The organism is Bradyrhizobium sp. USDA 326 (genome assembly GCF_049739485.1).
Lineage (GTDB): Bacteria > Pseudomonadota > Alphaproteobacteria > Rhizobiales > Xanthobacteraceae > Bradyrhizobium.
Genome location: NZ_JBMGQA010000001.1, coordinates 2,145,622 through 2,165,269 on the forward strand (window position 1 = coordinate 2,145,622; position 19,648 = coordinate 2,165,269).

At 65.4% G+C, this 19,648-nt stretch carries 15 protein-coding genes; 3 read left to right on the forward strand and 12 right to left on the reverse strand.

Annotation, left to right across the window (positions count from 1 at the left end; all coding sequences use genetic code 11):
• Positions 1 to 316: 316 nt before the first annotated feature.
• Positions 317 to 1,489: an ABC transporter substrate-binding protein gene (locus ABIG06_RS10320; RefSeq protein WP_124163881.1), complete on the reverse strand. Its 1,173-nt coding sequence runs from the start codon at positions 1,487 to 1,489 to the stop codon at positions 317 to 319.
• Between the two features lie 318 nt (positions 1,490 to 1,807).
• Here ABIG06_RS10320 and ABIG06_RS10325 point away from each other — a divergent pair, with 318 nt between their 5' ends.
• Positions 1,808 to 3,070: an NAD(P)/FAD-dependent oxidoreductase gene (locus tag ABIG06_RS10325; RefSeq protein WP_370136161.1), complete on the forward strand. Its 1,263-nt coding sequence runs from the start codon at positions 1,808 to 1,810 to the stop codon at positions 3,068 to 3,070.
• Between the two features lie 163 nt (positions 3,071 to 3,233).
• Here the strand turns inward: ABIG06_RS10325 and ABIG06_RS10330 are convergent, their stop codons facing one another.
• A complete protein-coding gene (locus tag ABIG06_RS10330; protein WP_199752479.1) occupies positions 3,234 to 5,090 on the reverse strand; it encodes a feruloyl-CoA synthase in 1,857 nt (618 codons plus the stop codon).
• Between the two features lie 149 nt (positions 5,091 to 5,239).
• Between ABIG06_RS10330 and ABIG06_RS10335 the strand changes: the two genes are divergently transcribed.
• On the forward strand, positions 5,240 to 5,746 hold the full coding sequence (locus tag ABIG06_RS10335) for a MarR family winged helix-turn-helix transcriptional regulator (protein WP_124163884.1): 507 nt from the start codon (positions 5,240 to 5,242) through the stop codon (positions 5,744 to 5,746).
• Positions 5,747 to 5,941: 195 nt separating this feature from the next.
• Positions 5,942 to 7,750 (forward strand): allophanate hydrolase, encoded by a 1,809-nt coding sequence (gene atzF / locus ABIG06_RS10340; RefSeq protein WP_370136163.1) that lies wholly within the window; start codon positions 5,942 to 5,944, stop codon positions 7,748 to 7,750.
• A 198-nt stretch (positions 7,751 to 7,948) separates the two neighbouring features.
• Here the strand turns inward: atzF and ABIG06_RS10345 are convergent, their stop codons facing one another.
• The 10 genes from ABIG06_RS10345 to ugpB all read right to left on the reverse strand — a co-directional run bounded on the left by ABIG06_RS10345 (position 7,949) and on the right by ugpB (position 19,534).
• Positions 7,949 to 8,671 (reverse strand): GntR family transcriptional regulator, encoded by a 723-nt coding sequence (locus ABIG06_RS10345; RefSeq protein ID WP_370136165.1) that lies wholly within the window; start codon positions 8,669 to 8,671, stop codon positions 7,949 to 7,951.
• Positions 8,668 to 9,063, reverse strand: a complete 396-nt coding sequence (gene hpxZ / locus ABIG06_RS10350) for an oxalurate catabolism protein HpxZ (protein ID WP_124163887.1) — start codon at positions 9,061 to 9,063, stop codon at positions 8,668 to 8,670. The genes ABIG06_RS10345 and hpxZ overlap by 4 nt, the downstream gene beginning before the upstream one ends.
• A gap of 1 nt (position 9,064) precedes the next feature.
• On the reverse strand, positions 9,065 to 10,459 hold the full coding sequence (locus ABIG06_RS10355) for an AtzE family amidohydrolase (protein ID WP_370136167.1): 1,395 nt from the start codon (positions 10,457 to 10,459) through the stop codon (positions 9,065 to 9,067).
• Positions 10,460 to 10,466: 7 nt separating this feature from the next.
• Positions 10,467 to 10,646 carry a DUF4089 domain-containing protein gene (locus tag ABIG06_RS10360; RefSeq protein ID WP_199752483.1) on the reverse strand — a complete coding sequence of 60 codons (180 nt, stop codon included), beginning with the start codon at positions 10,644 to 10,646 and terminating at the stop codon, positions 10,467 to 10,469.
• Between the two features lie 25 nt (positions 10,647 to 10,671).
• Complete coding sequence (locus ABIG06_RS10365; RefSeq protein WP_370136170.1) at positions 10,672 to 12,492, reverse strand: dipeptide ABC transporter ATP-binding protein; 1,821 nt, start codon at positions 12,490 to 12,492, stop codon at positions 10,672 to 10,674.
• A gap of 190 nt (positions 12,493 to 12,682) precedes the next feature.
• Entirely contained in the window at positions 12,683 to 13,582 is a 900-nt protein-coding gene (locus ABIG06_RS10370) for an ABC transporter permease (RefSeq protein WP_370136172.1), read from the reverse strand.
• 211 nt (positions 13,583 to 13,793) lie between these two features.
• Positions 13,794 to 14,807 carry an ABC transporter permease gene (locus ABIG06_RS10375; protein WP_124160330.1) on the reverse strand — a complete coding sequence of 338 codons (1,014 nt, stop codon included), beginning with the start codon at positions 14,805 to 14,807 and terminating at the stop codon, positions 13,794 to 13,796.
• Positions 14,808 to 15,026: 219 nt separating this feature from the next.
• A complete protein-coding gene (locus tag ABIG06_RS10380; RefSeq protein ID WP_370136175.1) occupies positions 15,027 to 16,649 on the reverse strand; it encodes an ABC transporter substrate-binding protein in 1,623 nt (540 codons plus the stop codon).
• Between the two features lie 374 nt (positions 16,650 to 17,023).
• Positions 17,024 to 17,983: an aminoglycoside phosphotransferase family protein gene (locus ABIG06_RS10385; RefSeq protein WP_370136178.1), complete on the reverse strand. Its 960-nt coding sequence runs from the start codon at positions 17,981 to 17,983 to the stop codon at positions 17,024 to 17,026.
• 228 nt (positions 17,984 to 18,211) lie between these two features.
• Positions 18,212 to 19,534: a sn-glycerol-3-phosphate ABC transporter substrate-binding protein UgpB gene (gene ugpB, locus ABIG06_RS10390; RefSeq protein ID WP_370136180.1), complete on the reverse strand. Its 1,323-nt coding sequence runs from the start codon at positions 19,532 to 19,534 to the stop codon at positions 18,212 to 18,214.
• Positions 19,535 to 19,648 lie beyond the last annotated feature (114 nt).

Sequence of the window (19,648 nt, forward strand, 5' to 3'; positions counted from 1 at the left end):
GCCCTCCACGTCAACACACGCTTGACGCCGTATGACATCACCGCTCGCGTGGGATGACCGCTGGATGAGGGGCTCGACCAGCGAACGCCATTCGTAGCGATGTGCGCGGAGAGAACTCCTCACCCGCCGCGCCGCCTGAAGCGGATGCCTTTAGGTTGAATCGATTGGCGCAGCTCCTTCACTTCACCCCGCAAGCGGGAGAGGGAGTGCACCTCCGTCATTGCAGCGATCGAGCCTCATCTCACCACGCTTGAGCGGCCACCTTCTCCCACAAGGCAACGGGAGAAGGGGCAGCTTGCTCGTGGGTGCGATCAGCTCACTTCATCTTGCACTTGTCGTGGAAACGATCCTGATTGTTCTCGACGATAGTGGCGACGGTCTTCAGCGCGAGCTGGCCGTCGGCATCCTTGACCACGTCCTGGAGATAGAAGCTCTGCACCGGGATGTGGTTGTTGCCGAACTTGAACGCGCCGCGCACCGACTTGAAGTTGGCCTTCTCCATCTCGGCCTTCATCGCATCCTTCTTGCTGGTGTCGCCCTTCACCGCGACCACCGCGCTGTTGATGAGCTGGGCGGCGTCATAGGATTGCGCGCCGTAATAGGTCGGGCGCAGGCCGGGGTACTTCTTGCGGTAGTCGGCGACGAAGCGCTTGTTCTGCTCGTTTGGCAGGTCGTTGACCCATTCCTGTGCGCCGGGAACGCCGAGCGCGTTCTCCTTCTGGAGCGGCAGCGACAGCTCGTCGATGGTGAAGGCGGTGTAGAGCGGCATCGTGCTCTTCAGGCCGGCCTGGGCATACTGGTTGAGGAACTGCACGCCGGCGGCGCCCGGGTAGAACACGAAGATCGACTCGGCGCCGGAGGCGCGCGCCTTGGAGAGCTCGGCGGAGAAGTCGAGCTGGCTCGGCCAGACCGTGTATTCCTCGCCCTTGACCTCGCCCTTGAACGTGCTCTTGAGGCCCGCGAGCATATCCTTGCCGGCCGCGTAGTTCGGCCCGATCAGGAACACGCTCTTAACCCCCTTCTGGTTCATGTAGAGGCCCATGGCCTGCGGCGTCTGGTCGTTCTGCCAGGAGGTCGAGAACACGTAAGGGCTGCACAGTTCGCCCGCGAGCTGCGACGGGCCGGCATTGGCCGAGATCAGGAAGGTCTGCGAATCCACCGCGGTCTTCAGCGAGGCGAGCAGCACGTTCGACCAGATATAGCCGACGATGAAGTCGACCTTGTCGGACTGCACCAGCTTCTCGGTCTTCTGCTTGCCAACATCGGGCTTCTGCCCGTCATCCTCGTAAATCACCTCGACCGGCTTGCCGTCCATCTTGCGTCCGAGATGATCGAGCGCGAGCTCGAAGGAATTGCGCATGTCGTTGCCGATCACGGCGGTCGGGCCGCTGAAGGTCGAGACGAAACCGATCTTGATGGTGTCGCCGGCGAATGCCTGATTTGCCAGCACCAACGCCGCTGCGCCCGCCAGCCAAAATGCCGTCCTCATAACCACTCCCTCCTTATTATTGGTCCCGGAAACGGGGTGATCGCCGCTCCAAGCCTGTCTCTATTGAACGCAAAATCTGTCGAGCCGCCAATGGCTCAACACCCGTCCTGCACCATATTTCGCCTCAATCGGCGGTGGCAAGAAATATAATTCTACTCGCTTCGACCGAGGCGGCCCAGGGCGGTCCGGGGGCTGCGGTGCTTTTTCGCGCCCGATCGATACATTGGGCCTATGCGGTCATTGATGACGGCTATTGGACCGCGGCGCCCAATCCGCACTTAAATGAAGGTGAGCAGCAGCGAGATTCGAAGGTGCATCATGGCCGCAAATCCCCATCGAGTCGTCATCGTCGGCGCCGGCTTCGGCGGGCTGGAGGCGACCTACCGGCTTGCGGGCGCGCCGGTCGAGATCACCCTGATCGACCGTCGCAATCATCATCTGTTCCAGCCGCTGCTCTACCAGGTCGCGACTGCCTCGCTCGCGACCAGCGAGATCGCCTGGCCAATTCGCCATCTCATGCGCGACCGCCGCGAGGTGACGACGCTGTTTGCCACCGTGAGCGGCGTCGACACGGCGCGTCGCTGCGTGCTGATCGACGACGGCAGCGAGGTGCCCTACGACACGCTGGTGCTCGCCACCGGCGCGCGGCACGCCTATTTCGGCCACGACGAATGGGAGCAGTTCGCGCCCGGCCTGAAGACCCTGGAGGATGCGACCACGCTGCGCCGGCACATTCTCGTGGCGTTCGAACGCGCAGAGCGCGAGACCGATGCCGCCAGGCGCGCGGCGCGGCTGACCTTCGTCATCGTCGGGGCGGGCCCGACCGGCGTCGAGCTCGCCGGCACCATCGCCGAGATGGCGCATCACACCCTGCCCGGCGATTTCCGCAACATCGACACGCACAAGGCGCGCGTGGTGCTGATCGAGGCGGGCCCGCGCGTGCTCGCAGGATTTCCCGACGACCTCTCGGCCTATGCCCAGGCCTCGCTGGAAAAGATCGGCGTCGAGGTCGTGCTCAGCCAGGCCGTCACCGAGATCAATCGCGAGGGCGTGGTGTTCGGCGGCAAGCTGCTCGAGGCCAAGACGCGGATCTGGGCCGCCGGCGTGCGCGCCTCGCCCGCGGCCGAATGGCTGGGCGCACCCAGCGATCGCGCCGGGCGCGTGCAGGTCGAGGCCGACCTCACGATTCCAGGCCATCCCGAGATCTTTGCGATCGGCGACACCGTCAGCATCAATGCCTGGGAGGGCAAGCCAGTGCCGGGCATCGCGCCCGCCGCCAAGCAGCAGGGCCGCTACGTCGCCGACACGATAAGGGCGCGCCTGCGCGGCGCCGCGACGGGCCCGTTCCGCTACAAGCATGCCGGCAGCCTCGCGCAGATCGGCAAGCGGCTTGCCGTGATCGATTTCGGCCGCATCAAACTGCGCGGCGCCATCGCATGGTGGATCTGGGGCATCGCCCACATCTACTTCCTGATCGGCCTGCGCCACCGCCTCAGCGTCGCGCTCAGTTGGCTCTGGATCTACGCGCGAGATCAGCGCGCCGCGCGGCTGATCACGCAGGGAAGCAGCAAGGTGGTGTAACGATGCTCTCCTGTCCCGGACGCGGCGCGGCATGAAATGACGCGACGCTGAGCCGGGACCCAGCTCTAGTGACGTCCGCGAAGAATGGGCCCCGACCCAGCAGCGCATCACTTGCGTGCTGCGCTGCGTCCGGGGCACGAGAGGAGTATGCGCGCCAACAGCATTAGCCGGCGCACCCGATCCATTCGCCCGACGTATCGTCATTCAGCCGCGCCACTGCATCGGCACGGCGCGTCAATACGGCGCGCTGGTTGATGTAGCCCTTGTCGGTGATCTCGCCGCCATCCACCGATGGCGGCTCGGCGAGAAGCAGCGCGCGCGTGGCGTGGCCGGAGGAGTTGGGGCCCTGCTGTTTCAGCCTCGCCAGCCCCTGCGCGATCGCAGCCCTGATCTTTGCATGCGCCAGCACGTCGTCCACAGCCGCGGTCTCGGGCAGCCCGGCATGAGCGCGGCAGGCCGCGATATTCGGAAACACCAGGAAGCGCACCTCGTCGCCGCCATGGCCCGCAACGACGACGTCCTGCGCGAGCGGCGCCAGCGCGGCCACGCCGGCGACGCGCAACGTGCCGACACTGACCCAGGTGCCGGAATTGAGCTTGAAGTCTTCCGCGACCCGGCCATCGAAGAACAGCCCCCGCTCGGGCCGCCCGGCGTCAGCAAGCTTCACGGCGTCACCGATCAGATAAAATCCCTCGTCGTCGAACGCCTGCCTGGTCAGCTCCGGCGCCTTCCAGTAGCCGGGCGTGACGTTGGGGCCGCGCACCCTCACCTCCAGCTTGTCGCCGGAGGTGACCAGTTTCAGCTCGGTGCCGGGAATGGGCACACCGATGTTGCCGGAGCGTTCGGCGAGGAAGTGACAATCGGTGGCGAGCGGTGAGGTTTCGGTCGAGCCCCAGGCCGAGACCATCGGCAACGCACGGCCGACGGTCTCGATGGAAAGCTGCTCCAGGGCATCCCAGAGATTCTGCGGCAGCGCGGCGCCGGCATAGAAGGCGAATTTCACCTCGCCGAAGAAGCGGCGGCGCAGTTCCTCGTCGCTCCGCAGAGCCGCGATCAGCATGTCGAAGCCGCGCGGCACGTTGAAATAGACCGTCGGCATCACGCTTTTCAGATTGGCGAGCGACGTCGTGAACAGTCCGGGTGCAGGCTTGCCGCCGTCGATATAGAGCGAGCCGCCATTGCGCAGCACGAGGTTGAAATTGTGGTTGGCGCCGAAGGTGTGACTCCAGGGCAGCCAGTCGAGGATGACGAGATTGCCGCGGCTCTCTTCGAGGAAAGTCCAGGTCTGCGCCTTCGCTTGCTGGCTGGAGGTCAGCATGCGCTGGGTGTTGATGACCGCCTTGGGCGTGCCGGTGGAGCCCGAGGTGAACAGGAATTTAGCGATCGTATCAGGCGTGAGCGCCGCAAAGGCTCTTGCGACGTCGGGCGTCTCGGGTGTCGCCGCAACGGTGCGGAAGGCGAGCACGCCATCGTCATCGGCATTGCCGCTGATGACCTGGGCCTGGTGCAGCGGCTCGATAGCTGCCAGCGCTGCCGCGAATGGCCTGGTCGCGGAAACGTAGATCGCGCCCGGCACGAGCAGCGCAATCATGCTCTTGAGCTTGTCGAAGTCTCTCGACATCAGCGAATAGGCCGGCGAGATCGCCGCGGACGGCACGCCCACATGCTGGGCGGCAAGCGCGAGCAGCGCGTGATCGATGCTGTTGTCGGAAAGGATCGCGAGCGGGCGCTCTGCGCAGAGACCCTGCCCCAGGATCCAGGATGCGGCGGCGCGCACCTTCCGCAGCGCCTGGGCATAGGTGACGGTGGTCCAGGGCGCTTCGACATTGCCGCGTTCGGCCAGGAAGATCGCATCCGGCGTTTGCCGCGCCCATTGCTCCAGCCAGTCGCCGACGCAACGCGCGCCGTCGCGCAACGGATCGGGCGATCGCAGCACGATGCTGCCATCGGCGCGTTGCTCTGCGACGGTCCTTGGCGTTGCGAACAGGCCTGCAACGTCACCATCTGGGGCGACTGTCATGTGTTTCCTCCTCCGCCCGGGAAATCGGATAGCCGCAGCCTCGTTTCGGGCTGCTTCGGCCATAATGTTGGGCACGACAATTGTTGTCGTCAACAACAATCTTCCTCTCGGCCCCACGAGGCGTTAAGATTGCGCGACAGGAGACATACGTGACCGCCAGTGCAGTCCGGGCCGAGACCCGCCCCTCCCTACGCAAGCGCGCCGGCAATGGCGCAGCAACTCGCGATGTCGCCGACGACGTCGGCCTCGACGCACTGGTCGGCCACGCCGGCTATGCGGTGCGGCGCTTCCAGATCTGGATCTTTCAGGACTTCATCAAGACACTCGGCGAGGTCGACATCCGGCCGACCCAATATTCGGTGCTGACGGTGATCGGCGCCAATCCGGGCCTGTCGCAGATGGCGGTGGCAAAGCGCCTCGGCATCGAGCGCGCCCGGCTGGTGCATCTGCTCGACAGCCTCGAACGACGCAAGCTGGTGAAGCGCATCAAGTCCAAGGAAGACCGGCGCTCCCATGCCTTGCACCTCACGGCGCAGGGCGAGACCGCACTGGCGAAGTTCAAGCGGCTCGCGGCCGAGCACGAGCGGCACGTCGAGGCGAAGATCGGCAAGGAGAATCGGGCGCACCTGCTCCGGATCCTCGCCGGCTTCACCTGATCCCGACTGCTCATTATTTGAGCAGATGCCCGTCGGAGGACGGCGGCACGACCGCCCGCGCGCTTGCCGAAACATCCTCCAACCTGCTGATCTTACGATGATATCCGGGGCCATCGACCTGCCCGGACAATGTACACAATGGCACATCGCTTGCTTTACTCCGGGCGAAGGACAAATTGCCGGAGTTGAGTTGCCATGGGGGCCGAGCAGCCTGAAACGATCGCCGCGATTGTGGCCGCGCATCGCGCGGGCACACTGACGCCGGCGCAGACGGTCGCACGGACCTACCAGCGCATCCGCGACCACGATGATCCCGCCGTGTTCATCAGCCTGCGCGACGAGAAGGACGCGATCGCTGAGGCCGAGAAGCTAGCCGTCCGCGCGGATGCCGCCGGTCTGCCGCTCTATGGCGTGCCGGTCGCAGTGAAGGACAATATCGAGGCGCTGGGCTTTCCGACCACGGCCGCGTGCCCGGCCTTCTCGTACACGCCGGCGCACGACGCGGCCGCCGTGGAGCGCCTGCGCGCCGCCGGCGCCATCATCATCGGCAAGACCAATCTCGACCAGTTCGCAACCGGGCTCGTCGGCGTCCGTTCGCCCTACGGCATTCCCAGGAATTCGATCCGCGAGGATCTCATTCCCGGCGGCTCGAGCTCGGGCTCCGCGGTCGCCGTCGGCGCCGGGCTCGTGCCGCTGTCGCTCGGCACCGACACCGCCGGCTCGGGCCGCGTGCCGGCAATGCTCAACAACATCGTCGGGCTGAAGCCGAGCCTCGGCATGATCTCCAATGCGGGCCTGGTGCCGGCCTGCCGCACGCTCGACTGCATCTCGGTGTTCGCACTGACGGTGGACGACGCCGCCCTTGCGCTATCGGTGATGGCGGGACCCGACCGGGCCGATCCATTCTCGCGCGACCGGCCGCTGGGTGCGCTCACGCCGATGCCGGCAAGCTTGCGCCTGGGCGTGCCGCGCGACGGGCAGCTGATCTTCTTCGGCGACAAGAAGGCGGAAGCCGCTTACGGCGATGCACTGAAGCGATGGACTGCGCTTGGCGCGTCACTGGTCGAGTTCGACCTCGAGCCGTTCTATGAGACGGCGCGCCTGCTCTATGAGGGTCCCTGGGTCGCCGAGCGCTACCTCGTGATCAAGGACCTGCTCGCCTCCGCGCCCGACACGATCCACCCCGTGACGCGCGAGATCACCGCCGCCGGCGCGCGGCTGACCGCGGCGGAGACCTTCTCGGCGCTCTATCGCCTGCAGGGGCTGCGCAAGGTCGCCGAGCGGACGTTTACGGATATCGACGCGCTGGTGCTGCCGACCGCGCCGACGGCCTATACGACCGAACAGGTGCTCGCCAATCCGATCGAGCTCAACAGCCGGCTCGGCACCTACACCAATTTCGTCAACTTGCTCGACCTCTGCGGCCTCGCCGTGCCTGCTGCGATGCGCAGCGACGGCATTCCTTTCGGCATCACGCTGCTCGCGCCCGCAGGACGCGATGTGCTGCTCGCCAGCATCGGCCGCGTCTTCCATGCTGATACCAAGCTGACCCTCGGCGCGAAGGGTGTGGCGCAGGCCCCGCTCGCGCCACTGCCCGCAAGCAATGGCGATGAAATCCCGATTGCGGTGGTCGGAGCGCACCTCTCCGGCATGGCGCTGAACGGGGAATTGACCACGCTGAATGGAAAGCTGATCGAGGCGACGAAGACCGCGCCCGACTACAAGCTCTATGCGCTCAAGACGACGCCGCCGAAGCCCGGCCTGCTGCGCGTCGAGACCGGCACGGGCGCGGCCATAGAGCTGGAAATCTGGTCATTGTCGGCAGCTGCGTTCGGCGAGTTCGTCAACGCCATTCCGGCACCGATGGCGATCGGCACGGTGCGCCTTGCCGATGGCCGCAGCGTGAAGGGGTTTCTCGTCGAGCCCGAGGCGCTGGGCGAAGCGCGCGATATCACCGCCTATGGCGGCTGGCGGAAGTTTATGGCGGAAGCTGCGACGGCGTAGGTCGTGTAAACGGCGCGAACCTCATAAAGACTGTCGTCCCGGACAAGCGCAGCGAAGCGGAGCGCCGATCCGGGACCCATACCCACAGAAAGCGGTTTTGCGAATACTCGGAGTGGGAACTCTGCCTCGAACTACTCCCTGTGGTTATGGGTCCCCGCGTTCGCGGGGACGACAGTGAGAGTGTGGCAACGAACGTGCTTACACCGACACCGCGTAAATCTCATACTCCCCGCGCACCAATTCGATATGCGCGCGCATCGCGGCGGCGGCGCCCTGCTTGTCGCCGCGCATGATGGCGACGACGACGCGGTCGTGCTCGGCTTGCGACTTGGCGAGGCGGCCGAGATTGCGGAACTGGGCGCGGCGGAACGGCTGCACGCGGACGCGGGTGGCGAGCGTGATCTCGGCGATATAGCCGTTCTGCGAACCGGCATAGATCGCGTTGTGGAAGCGCTCGTTGACCTCGTGGAAACGCTCGGGATTGCCGGTGTAGCTCAGCACCCGCAGCTCCTCGTGGATGGCCTCCAGGCCATGACGCTCGGCCGCCGACATGCGTTCGGCGGCAAGGCCGGCGCACAAGGCCTCGAGCTCCGCCATCGCCTCGAACATGCCTTTCAGCCGCTCGATAGACGGCTGCGCCACCACGGCACCGCGATGCGGCCGCGCCTCGACGAGGCCGCTCGCCACCAGCTGGCGCAACGCTTCGCGCACCGGCGTGCGCGAGACGTTGAAGCGTCGCGCGATGTCGGTCTCGTCCAGCGGCGCGCCCGGCGCCAGGGTTCCGCGCACGATCTCGTCGGCAAGCTGAAGCCGCAGCTCCTCGGCGCGCGTGATCTTCTGCAGCGACGGCAGCGCCCGGTCGACGCGGGGCACCACCGGCTCGGCCGGCAGTGTCCCAGGCGGAAGATCGTCAAGCGTCATACGGTCTCTTTCGGCTCGTCGATGATGCTGACATGAGCGGCGACGACGCGCCAGCCCTCCGGGAAACGAATCCAGGTCTGCATCTGCCGGCCGACCTTGCCGGGCGCCGTGTCGCGATAGAACAAGGTGGAGGCCACGGCCGTGTCGCGGCCGTAGCTGCTGATGACGGTCTTGGCGGTGCGGCGGTTCAGCCCGACCGGCGAGCGGGCGGCGCGGAAGCCGGAGATCGCCTCATAGCCATAAAGGTTCTCGCCGATGCCGTAGCGCAGGGTGCGAGGATCGTTGCGAAAGAGCTCGCCGAGCACGGCGACATCGTTGTTGACGAGGGCCTGTTCATAGCGCTCGAACGCGGCTTTGACTTCCGCAATCACCTCGGGGAGATCGATCTCCATCTTAGATTCCTCTGGGCGCGGGCGCGGCGACGACACCCATTTTCTCCAATGCGTGCGCAACGCGCAACGCGATGTCCTCGCGCCAGGGCGCACAAATGATCTGCACGCCGATCGGCAGCGGCTCGAGCGGCACCGGCACTGCAACGACCGGCAGGCCGATGAAGGAGATCGGCTGGGTGTGGATGCCGATATTGGCGCGGACCGGCAACTCGACGCCGTCGAGGTTGAAATTCATCTGGCCGAGCTTTGGCGCGGTGCAGGGCGTCGCCGGCGCCAGCAGCACGTCGACCGATTTGAAGATCTCGACAAGCTGCGCGCGATACCAGCGGCGGAATTTCTGCGCGCGATCGACCAGCGGCGCCGGCACCATGGCGCCCGCGATCAGCCGGTCGCGCACGGCCGGATCAAAGTCGTTCGGACGCTTGCGCAGGCGATCGAGATGCAGCGAAGCGCCTTCGGTGGTGGTGATGACATAGGCCGCGGCCCGGGCGCGCGAGGCTTCAGGCACGTCGACGACTTTCGTCGTACCAAGCGCCTTGGCAACGCGGCTGACGGCTTCGACCGCTTCCGGAAACACGTTCTTCTGGAAGTGACCGCCGGCAATGGCGATGCGCAGATCCGAAACCGGATTGGCAAGCAGCGGCAGCGTCGGTTCTAGCCCACGCGTGGTGCAGGCGGCATCGTCGGCATCCGGCCCCTGCATCACGTCATAGGCGAGCGCGAGATCGGTGACGGAGCGCGCGAACGGGCCGAGATGATCGAGGCTCGCCACGAACGGGAAGGAGCGCGCCCGCGACAGCCGGCCATAGGTCGGCTTCAGGCCAAAGATGCCGCAGAACGAGGACGGTACGCGGATCGAGCCGTTGGTGTCCGAGCCGAGCGCGATCGGCACCAGCGCGCCGCCGACCGCGCTGCCGGAACCGCCGGAAGAGCCGCCGGTCATCCGCGTGGTGTCATGCGGATTGCGCGAGGGGCCGTCGTGGACGTTCTCGCCGGTGAAGTCGTAGGCGTATTCGCCCATGTTGAGCGCGCCGACGAGGACCGCGCCGGCCGCTTCCATCCGCTCGATCAGCGTCGCATCGCGCTTGGCGGGCGCGAGGTCGCGGTTGATCTTCGAACCCGCGCGGGTCGAAAGGCCTGCGACATCGAACAGGTTCTTCACCGCGAAGGGCACGCCGGCGAGCGGGCCGACTTTCTTTCCCGCCGCGATATCGGCGTCGATCGCGCGTGCTTTCGCACGGGCCCGCTCGGCGGTGACGTCGGTGAAGGCGTTGAGGACGGAGTCGTGCTGCTTGATGCGCGCGAGCGCGGCTTCGGTGGCGTCGAGCGCGGACATCTTGCCGCCTGCAACCGCACTCGCGATCTCGGAGGCCGTCATCTCTGGCTTGGTGGTCATGGCGATATCAGGCCGTGAAGATCGGCGCCGGCTCGGTCTCGTCCGGCAGCGCGAATTCGTCGACGAGGCGGGCGAGGCGCAGCGACACTTCGAGGTTGGCACGCACCGCCGGCCTCCAGGCCTCCTCGACCGGCAGCGCCAGCGCTCTCGATACGGCGTCGATATAGTCGTCCAGGGATTCGGCCATCACGCTCTCAACTATCAGTGCACTCTCAGTGTACCTGCAACGGCGGATGCGGGATCGCCGTCAGCAGCTCCTTGGTGAAGTCGTCCTTGGGATCGCTCAAGACCTGCTCGGAAGAGCCTTCCTCGACGATTCGACCCGTCCGCATCACAATGACACGATCGCACAACAAGCGCACCACATTCAAATCATGCGAGACGAACAGGTAGCTCATACCTAGCCGCTGTTTCAGGTCCTGCAGCAGGTTGAGCACCACGGCCTGCACCGAGACGTCCAGCGCCGCCGTCGGCTCGTCCAGGATGACTAGCTTCGGATGCAGGGCAATGGCCCGGGCGATACCGACGCGGGCTTTCTGGCCGCCCGACAATTGATGCGGGAAGCGGTCGAGCAGATTGTGCGGCAGGCCGACCATGGCGGCGAGCTCCTCGCAGCGGGCACGGAGCGCGTCGCGCCCCTTGATATCACCCAATTGCATGATCGGATCGGCGATAGCGCGCGCGGCGGTGAAGCGGGGGTTGAGGCTGTCGGTGGGGTCCTGGAACACCATCTGGATGCGGCTGCGCTGCGGTAGGCGGGCGAAAGCGGATGGCGCGATGCCCGAGATGTCCTCGCCGTCGAACTGGATCAGTCCGGAGGTCTGGTCGAGCAGGCGCATCACCATCATCGACGTCGTCGATTTGCCGCAGCCGGATTCGCCGACGAGGCCGACGCTCTCGCCATGGCCGAGCGAGAAGCTGATGCCGTCGACGGCGCGGAACACGTCCGGCTCGACCGGAGGCTTCCGGCCGAACAGTTTTCCGAGCACGGCGGTCGCGCCCTGGCGGGGGTATTCCTTGACGAGCTTGTCGACGAGCAGGAGGGGCTTTGGATTCTCGTCACCCCCGGGCTTGACCCGGCGGTCCATCGAACGAGATGGGTCTTGCGAAGCGTGATGGGTGGCCGGGCCTTCGCCGCGCCGAAGGGGCTTCGGCCCCGCAGGCGGGTCAAGCCCGGCCATGACGACGGGGGCTTGCGAAGCGCCCTCCTCCTCCGGCAGCAGATCCGGCAGGCTCACACCCAGCCGCGGCGTCGCGCGCATCAGCTTCTTGGTGTAGGGGTGCTGCGGGTTCGCGAAGATATCCGCCGCCTTGGCGGTCTCGACGACGCGACCCTTCTCCATCACGACGACGCGGTCGCAATAGGCAGCCGCAAGGCCGAGGTCGTGCGTGATCAGGATGGTCGACATCGCGCGTCGCCTGGTCAGCTCGACGATCAGGTCCATCACGGCCTTCTGCGTGGTGACGTCGAGGCCGGTGGTTGGCTCGTCCGCGATCAGGAGCTGCGGATTGCAGGCGAGCGCGAGCGCGATGACGACGCGCTGGCACATGCCGCCCGAGAGCTCGAAGGGATAGGCGTGGTAGCGCTCGCGCGGGCGTGCGATCTTGACCTGCTCCAGCGCCTCGATTGCCTTCTCGCCGTGATCGGCCACCTGGGCCTGCTGCACATGGGTGCGCAGCACGTCCTCGATCTGGTCGCCGACTTTGCGGATCGGGTTGAGCGCCGCACGCGGATTCTGGAAGATCATCGAGACTTCGCGGCCGCGCAAGTCGCGCATCTGGTCCTCGGTCGCGGCCTTCACGTCGATGCCGGAGAACATCACCGAACCCTCGGCGATCCGCCCGGCGCGGTCGAGGATGCGCATCACGGCATAGGAGGTCACCGACTTGCCGGAGCCGGACTCGCCGACGATGGCGAGCGTCTCGCCCTTGGCGACGGAGATGTTGACGTGCTGCACCGCTTTCACGATGCCGCGGCGGGTGGTGAATTCGACGGTGAGGTCCTGGACGTCGAGCAGAGGCTGCGCGGTCATGGGCGCCTCCCCATCAAAAGGGTTGAAAACGACCCCATGCACAGTAGAACGACGTTGGAATTACTGAGGAATTTTTGACGGACATTTGCGTGTGAGGCGGGCACCGGCCTCTCGCCCCTCCCCCTTTGCGGGGGAGGGAATGAGAGAGCGGTGCTCTCTTCACATGTGATCCTCGCGACACCAATCACCATCACGTCCTCCGCTGGGGGTCGACGATGTCGCGCAGTCCGTCGCCGAGGAGGTTGAAGCAGAACACCGCGATCATCAGGGCAAGGCCGGGGAATAGCGCGATCCACCATTCGCCCGAGACCATGAAGCCCGCGCCTTCGGCGACCATGATGCCCCATTCGGCGGTGGGAGGCCGGACGCCGAGGCCGATGAAGGAGAGACCCGCGGCGTTGAGGATGGCGTAGCCCATGGTCAGCGACATCTGCACGATCATGATCGGCATGATGTTCGGGAGAATGTGCGCCAGGAGGATGCGGAATTCGCCGTTGCCGGAGAGGCGCGCGGCCTGCACGAAGCCGGCATTGCGACGGACATTGGCTTCGGCGCGCGCGACGCGGGCATAGAGCGGAAAGTTCACGATCGCGGTGGCGAGGATGATGTTCTGCACGGTATTGCCGAGCGCGGCGACGATGCCCATGGCGAGCACGAACAGCGGAAAGGCCATGATGGTGTCGGCGATGCGGCCGACGACGCGATCGGTCCAGCCGCCGAAATAGCCGGCGGCAATGCCGGCAAGGCCGCCCATCAGGAACACCAGCGCGACCGAGGCGATCGCGATGAAGACGTCGAGGCGCGTGGCGACGATGACGCGGCTGAAGATGTCGCGCCCGAGCTGGTCGGTGCCGAACCAGTGCGCCGCCGACGGCGGCTTCAGGGCCGCCGCGGTGTCGGAGGCGAGCGGATCGTACGGCACCACAGAGGGCCCGAAGATCGCGGCGGCGAGGATCAGGATCAGCAGCGCGAAGGCAAAGCCCGTGACCTTGTTCTCGCCGAGGACATAGCGGGTCTGTTCGAGGATCGCTGATAGTCCCGACGTGCGGGCGGGACCGACGGGTTCAACAGCAGGCGCAACGGAGCTCATGGTTTCACTCCTGGTGCTTCATGAATTTGGATAGCGAGCTGGGAGTTGGCTTCACCTCTCCCGCTTGCGGGAGAGGTCGGCGCAACGCGCCGGGAGAGGGCTCTCGCCTCTTGGGGGTTCTCGCCCGCGGAGACACCCTCTCCCCAGCCCTCCCCCGCAAGCGGGGGAGGGAGCGCACCGGTCGCGTGTCTCGCATCGAATGCGATCATGGCTAGCCCTCCAGCCGCACGCGCGGATCGATCACGCCGTACAAAATGTCGATGATCAGATTGAGCAGCACGTACATCACCGCCATGGTCAGCACAAAACCCTGCACCGGCGCGAAGTCCGACGAGATCAGCGCTTCCACGGCGTAGGAGCCGATGCCCGGCCAGGCGAACACTTTCTCGACCAGCACGTTGGCGCCCAGCAGGAACGAGAACACCATGCTGAGCGTGGTGATGACCGGCAGCATCGCGTTGCGGAAGGCGTAGGTGACGATCACGGTTGCGGGCGACAGGCCGCTGGCGCGCGCGGTGCGGACGAACTCGCTGGCGAGCACCGCCAGCATCGAGGCGCGCGTCATGCGCGCGATCGGCGCCAGCGAAAAGATCGCGAGCGTCGTCGCGGGAAGAATGAGCTGGCTCAGCGCCGAGCGGAATGCCTCGACGTCGCGCGCCAGCAGGGTGTCGATCAGGTAGAAGCCGGTCACCGTCGGCGGGGCGCTGTAGAACACGTCGAGACGGCCGAGTGGCGCGGGCGACCAGCCTAGGCGGAAGTAGAACACATAGACCAGCACGAGGCCGGTGAAGAACACCGGCAGCGACACGCCGGCCGTTGTCGTGACGCGGCAGAGATGGTCGATCCATGATCCTGGCCGGGTTGCCGCCAGCACGCCGAGCGGAATGGCGATGACGATCGAGACCAAGAGGCCGAGCAGTGTCAGCTCGGCGGAGGCCGGCAGGCGGTTGCGGATCTCCGCCGCGACCGGTTGTCCCGTGGTGAGCGAGTTGCCGAAATCGCCATGCGCGAGATCGTTGGTGTAGCGGAAGAACTGTTCGATGAGCGGTCTGTCGAGGCCGAGTTTCTTGCGGATCTGCTCGACGGCTTCCTTTGTCGCAGCGGGACCGGCGAAATAGGCGGCGGGATCGCCAGGAAGCGCGCGCGTCAGCAGAAAGGTGACGATGACGACGCCGATCAGCGAGGGAATCGCGAACATCAGGCGCTTGCCGATCATGGTCAGCATGGGGCGCTCCTGCGACTGATGCGCGCGCAGCCAGCGGCGCGCACCGCTGCGTTCCCTCCCCCCTTGCGGGGGAGGGCTAGGGAGAGGGGTGGCCCCGGGAGAAGCCTGAGTTCGTGGCTACCCCTCTCCCCAACCCTGCCCCGCAAGGGGGGAGGGAGTCTGAAGAGCGTGCTCACCTCACTCGGGAGGATAGCCAGCACTGTTGGCCCCATGCCTCTCTCACCCCTTCGCCATCGCGCGATAATCCAGGCGGCGGTGGAACCAGTATTGGTAGCCGCTGATGTTCTTCTGCATCGCGACGTTGACGAAGGGCTGGTACAGCGGGATGCGCGGGATGTCGCTGTAGGCGAGATCGACGAAGCCCTTTACGTCGGCATCATAGGTGGCCTTGTCGCCGGTGGCCGCGGCGGTGCGCGCGCCGTCGATGAGCTTGTCCATCTCCGCCGACTTGTAGCTCATGGTGTTGAAGACAGAATTGTTGCCGTGATAGCACCAGTAGAAGAAGTATTCGGGATAATCGAGCCAGCCCGAGAACACGTTGGTGAAGAGCGGCATCTCCTTCTTGTTCAACTCGGTGCGCCAGTTGGCGCCCGGCACCTTGTTAATGGTGGTCTTGATGCCGAGCTGGGCGAGCGATTCCTGCACCAGCACGCAGAGCGGCTCGTTGACGCCGGCGAAGTTGAGATCGAACGAGATCGTGGTCTCGAAGCCGTTGGGGTAGCCCGCTTCGGCCAATAGCGCCTTCGCCTTCGCCATGTCGGTGTTGAACTTGTGCGGCTGCGGCCAGGCGACCTCGGTGGCCTTGTCCGCGGGCGCGCCGAACATCGGGTTGCCGAGCCCGAACAGCACGGCGTCCATGATCTTCTGATACGGCATCGCATAGGCCATCGCCTGCCGCACCTTCGGATTGTCGAAGGGCGGCTTGGTCACGTTCATGCCGATATACTGGATGCCGTTGGAGAACGGCAGCGACACCACGTTGAGCTTGCCGTTCGCCTTCATCTCCTGGAAATCCTTGAACGGCAGCTCGTAGGAAATGTCGGCGTCGCCGCGCTCGAGCAGCGCACGGCGGTTGCCGGCCTGCGGCACCATGCGCCAGATCACGCGCTTGATCTTCGGCAGGGGACCGCCGACCCAGTCGTCGTTGCGCTCCATCACCACCTCGGTGCCGGCGGTCCATTTCACCACCTTGTAGGCGCCGGAGCCCGCGGTCTGCTGCTTGGTGTATTCGAGACCCCAGGGATCCTTCTCGCTGGCGTTCTTCTTCACCAGCTCGGAATTGACGATGCAGGGCACGATGACGGCAAGATCGGGGATCGTGAGCTTGTCCTTCTTCAGGAAGTCGACGCGCACGGTGTGATCGTCGATCACGACAAACTGCTCCGGCTTGGTCAGCGAGCCCGCGCTCATCTGGAAGGTCGGGAAACCGCCGACGCTGACGGCGCGGTCGAGCGACCACTTCACGTCCTTGGCGGTAACAGGCGCGCCGTCGTGGAATTTGGCGTTCTTCTTCAGCTTGAAGGTGACCGACATGTCGTCGATCTTGAAGTCCTCGGCGAGTTCGCCCTTAAACTTGTCGCGGTCGTAATAGGGCACGCCGCCGGGGCCGCTCTTCATCTCGTGGCTGATCAGGCGGTCGTAGCAATTCCAGGACACCTCATAGCCGGGCACGTTGGTGCCGATGCCGTGGATGTCGAGATTGTTGGGGCCGCCCTCCGAGATGATCAGCAGCGTCTCCGAGCGGGCATCGGCCTTGGCCGAGGAGATCACGGACGGCATGGCCGGAAGCGCCGCTCCGGCGGCCAACCCGGAAACGGATTTGAGGAAATCGCGGCGCTTCATGAAATCGCTCCAACACAAAAGTTTCTGGTTGGAACTGAATTCGCAAAGTTCGTGCCAGAGCTTAACGGGATACTAAATTTGCCATAAGTAGCTGATATCACAGGAGATTACTGCGTTTCACTTGAATTGTATGGCAGATCGAATTGCATACAAAGGGAGGCAATTGCATAAAAATTACGCTGCAAGATCTCGGAGCCCATCGAGGAGGCGGACAAATCCTTGGCGACCGGGCCTCAGCAACACCCTCCCCCGTCATTCCGGGGCGATGCGCAGCATCGAGCCCGGACTCCATCGGGCGGCAACACGCGCGGGACAAGAGATTCCGGGCTCGCCGCTCCGCGGCGCCCCGGAATGACCGGGGAGGCGTGGCGCGCTCAGCCGGGCCAGATCAGCTCCTGCAGCTCAATGAGGTCATTCGCCTTTTCCTGCCAGCCTTCGATGCAGATGTGCGCGTTGAGATCGCTGGCGCGGTGCAGCAGCATCAGGGCCATCAGGCGCCGCTTGAGCGCATCGTCCGGCTTCGCATAGCCAAAACCTTCGAGCAGGCTGCGCACCCGGCCGGGCCGACCCGCCGCCATGAAGGCGCTGGGGCCGAGCAGGTCGTAGTCGCGCCATCCGGCGAGGACATCGCCGAAGTCGAACAGGCCGGCAAGCGACCATTGGCCGTCATGGCAGGCGAGCAGGAAGTTCTCGGGAATGTACTCCCCGATCAGGATCACCGGCGGCGCATCCATCGGGATGAGCTTGCCCGCATCGCGCAGGAGATCGTCGAGCCCGGCCAGGAATTTTGGCGCAAGGCCGAGGCGGGTGTGCCGCGCTCTGCAGCCCTGCATCTGCCTGCGCATGAACGCGTCCCAGCGCGGCTCGATCTGCGCGAGCGCGCCGAGCGGGGCGCGCTGCACGGAAGCGATGGTCTCGCCGATCTGGCGCAGCACGCGCTCCTTCTGGTCTTCTGGCAAATGCGGCCAGACCTCCGAGCCGAGCGTGCCGGCAAGGCGCGTGATAATCAGATAGGGCCAGCCGTCGCGCTCGCCCTCCGCCACGATCTCGGGGATCGGCAAATGCAAGCGGCCGGCAAGCTGCGACAGCGAGCCGCGCTCGGAGACGAATTGCGCGCGCAAGAGCGGCGGGAAGATTTTCAGGATCAGCGTTTCACCCAGGCCGACCACGAGGTTGGTGCCAGTCGCAAACACATGCGGGGCGCCGGCATCGAGACCGTGGCTGCGCGCGATGTCGAGCGCGATGGGGAGCCATTGTGAGGGAGCTGAGCGAAAGGCGCGAAAGCTTGCGGCGTCGGCCAGGTGGGGAAGTTGTTGCGACGGCATGAGTGTCATTGGCGCTTGCGTATCGAAAACAGGGTTAGCGTTGGTTGGCTCGATGCCAGCCGAGGAGACGGTGCACCTCTCCCGCTCGCGGGAGAGGTCGGCACGTAGTGCCGGGTGAGGGTTTTCTCCTCTTGGGGATTGTCCCATTGCGGAAGCACCCTCTCCCCAGCCCTCCCCCGCAAGCGGGGGAGGGAGCGCACCGTGCTCGCGGCGACAGCCAGGCTCATTCGCAACCCGCTACCTATCCGGACTTGCGCGCTCGAACTGGCGCAGCAGCTTGTTGCCGCGCTCGACGGCGGAATCGAGTGCGGCTTGCGCGCTCTTCTGGCCGGCAAAGGCCTGCTCCAGCTCGTCCTCGATGGCGCCGCGGATCAGGCTGAAGGAGCCGAGCCGGATGCCCTTGGAGTTCTCCGTCGGCGGATGCAGCGTGATCTCCTCGAACGAGATCGCCGAACCCGGATTGCGCTCGTAGAACCCCTGCGACCGCGTCAGCTCGAAGGCGGCGCGGGTCACAGGCAGATAGCCGGTGTTCTGGTGCCAGGCAGCCTGCACCGCCGGTTGCGACAGATAGGCGAAGAATCGCGCGACGCCCTTGTATTCCTCGCGGGGACGGTCGCGCAGCACCCAGAGCGTGGCGCCGCCAATGATCGAGTTCTGCGGTGCGTCCTTCACATCGGGCCAGTACGGCATCATGCCGTAGCCGATCTCGAACTTCGAATTCGCCTTGATGTCGGCGCGCGTCGCCGAGGAGCCGATGAAGATGCCGCATTCGCCGTTCTGGAAGCGCGGCTCGGCTGATTGCCCACGGCCGCTATAGTCGAACAGCTTGGTCTTCTGCCAATCTGCAAGTTGGGCGATGTGCTTGACGAGAAGCGGATTGTTGATGGTCAATCCGGCATCAAGCCCGGCAAAGCCGTTCGCCCGCGTCGCCAGCGACAAATTGTGGAAGGCGGAGAAATTCTCGACATGGATCCAGGACGGCCAGGACGTGGTGAAGCCGCAAGGAGCACCACGGTCGCGCAGGCGCTTCGCGGCCGCCCCCAATTCCGGCCAGGTCTTCGGCGGCGCCTCCGGATCGAGGCCCGCCTCGCGGAACATGGTCTTGTTGTAATACAGGATCGGGGTCGAGGAATTGAACGGGAAGGACAACAGATTGCCGGACGCGTCGGTGTAGTAGCCGGAGACCGCGGGCAGGTAATCGTCCAGCGAGAACGGCTCGCCCTGGTCCCGCATCAGGCTGAACACCGGATAGATCGCGCCCTTGGCCGCGGTCATCGTCGCGGTGGCGACCTCGTTGACCTGGACGATCGCGGGCTGGCTGCGCGAACGGAAGGCGAAAATCGCCGCCGTCACCGTTTCGGTGTAATTGCCCTTATAGGCAGGCACGATCCGGTAGTCGGACTGCGAGGCATTGAAGTCGGAGGCGAGCTTGTCGAGCTGCCGGCCGAGCTCGCCGGACATGGCGTGCCACAGCGCAATGTCGGTGGCGGCACCGGCGGGAGCGGCCAATGAGAGAGCCGCAAAGGCGGCGACGAACTGCAAAAGGCGCAGTGCTGGCATCACGATGGCTCTTCCCTTGCCGCGCGCCGGAAGGCGCTGCCTTGCTTAAGGCGCGGCATTGGCGGTTTCAACCGGGAATGAGCGCCGGCCGCGTCGCACAATTCGGCCCTGCGG

Bases quoted from the DNA above. Each gene is read 5' to 3' on its own strand.
- ABIG06_RS10320 (WP_124163881.1), bottom strand. From the start codon at position 1,489: ATGAGGACGGCATTTTGGCTGGCGGGCGCAGCGGCGTTGGTGCTGGCA.
- ABIG06_RS10325 (WP_370136161.1), top strand. From the start codon at position 1,808: ATGGCCGCAAATCCCCATCGAGTCGTCATCGTCGGCGCCGGCTTCGGC.
- ABIG06_RS10330 (WP_199752479.1), bottom strand. From the start codon at position 5,090: ATGACAGTCGCCCCAGATGGTGACGTTGCAGGCCTGTTCGCAACGCCA.
- atzF (WP_370136163.1), top strand. From the start codon at position 5,942: ATGGGGGCCGAGCAGCCTGAAACGATCGCCGCGATTGTGGCCGCGCAT.
- ABIG06_RS10345 (WP_370136165.1), bottom strand. From the start codon at position 8,671: ATGACGCTTGACGATCTTCCGCCTGGGACACTGCCGGCCGAGCCGGTG.
- hpxZ (WP_124163887.1), bottom strand. From the start codon at position 9,063: ATGGAGATCGATCTCCCCGAGGTGATTGCGGAAGTCAAAGCCGCGTTC.
- ABIG06_RS10355 (WP_370136167.1), bottom strand. From the start codon at position 10,459: ATGACCACCAAGCCAGAGATGACGGCCTCCGAGATCGCGAGTGCGGTT.
- ABIG06_RS10360 (WP_199752483.1), bottom strand. From the start codon at position 10,646: ATGGCCGAATCCCTGGACGACTATATCGACGCCGTATCGAGAGCGCTG.
- ABIG06_RS10365 (WP_370136170.1), bottom strand. From the start codon at position 12,492: ATGACCGCGCAGCCTCTGCTCGACGTCCAGGACCTCACCGTCGAATTC.
- ABIG06_RS10370 (WP_370136172.1), bottom strand. From the start codon at position 13,582: ATGAGCTCCGTTGCGCCTGCTGTTGAACCCGTCGGTCCCGCCCGCACG.
- ABIG06_RS10375 (WP_124160330.1), bottom strand. From the start codon at position 14,807: ATGCTGACCATGATCGGCAAGCGCCTGATGTTCGCGATTCCCTCGCTG.
- ABIG06_RS10380 (WP_370136175.1), bottom strand. From the start codon at position 16,649: ATGAAGCGCCGCGATTTCCTCAAATCCGTTTCCGGGTTGGCCGCCGGA.
- ABIG06_RS10385 (WP_370136178.1), bottom strand. From the start codon at position 17,983: ATGACACTCATGCCGTCGCAACAACTTCCCCACCTGGCCGACGCCGCA.
- ugpB (WP_370136180.1), bottom strand. From the start codon at position 19,534: ATGCCAGCACTGCGCCTTTTGCAGTTCGTCGCCGCCTTTGCGGCTCTC.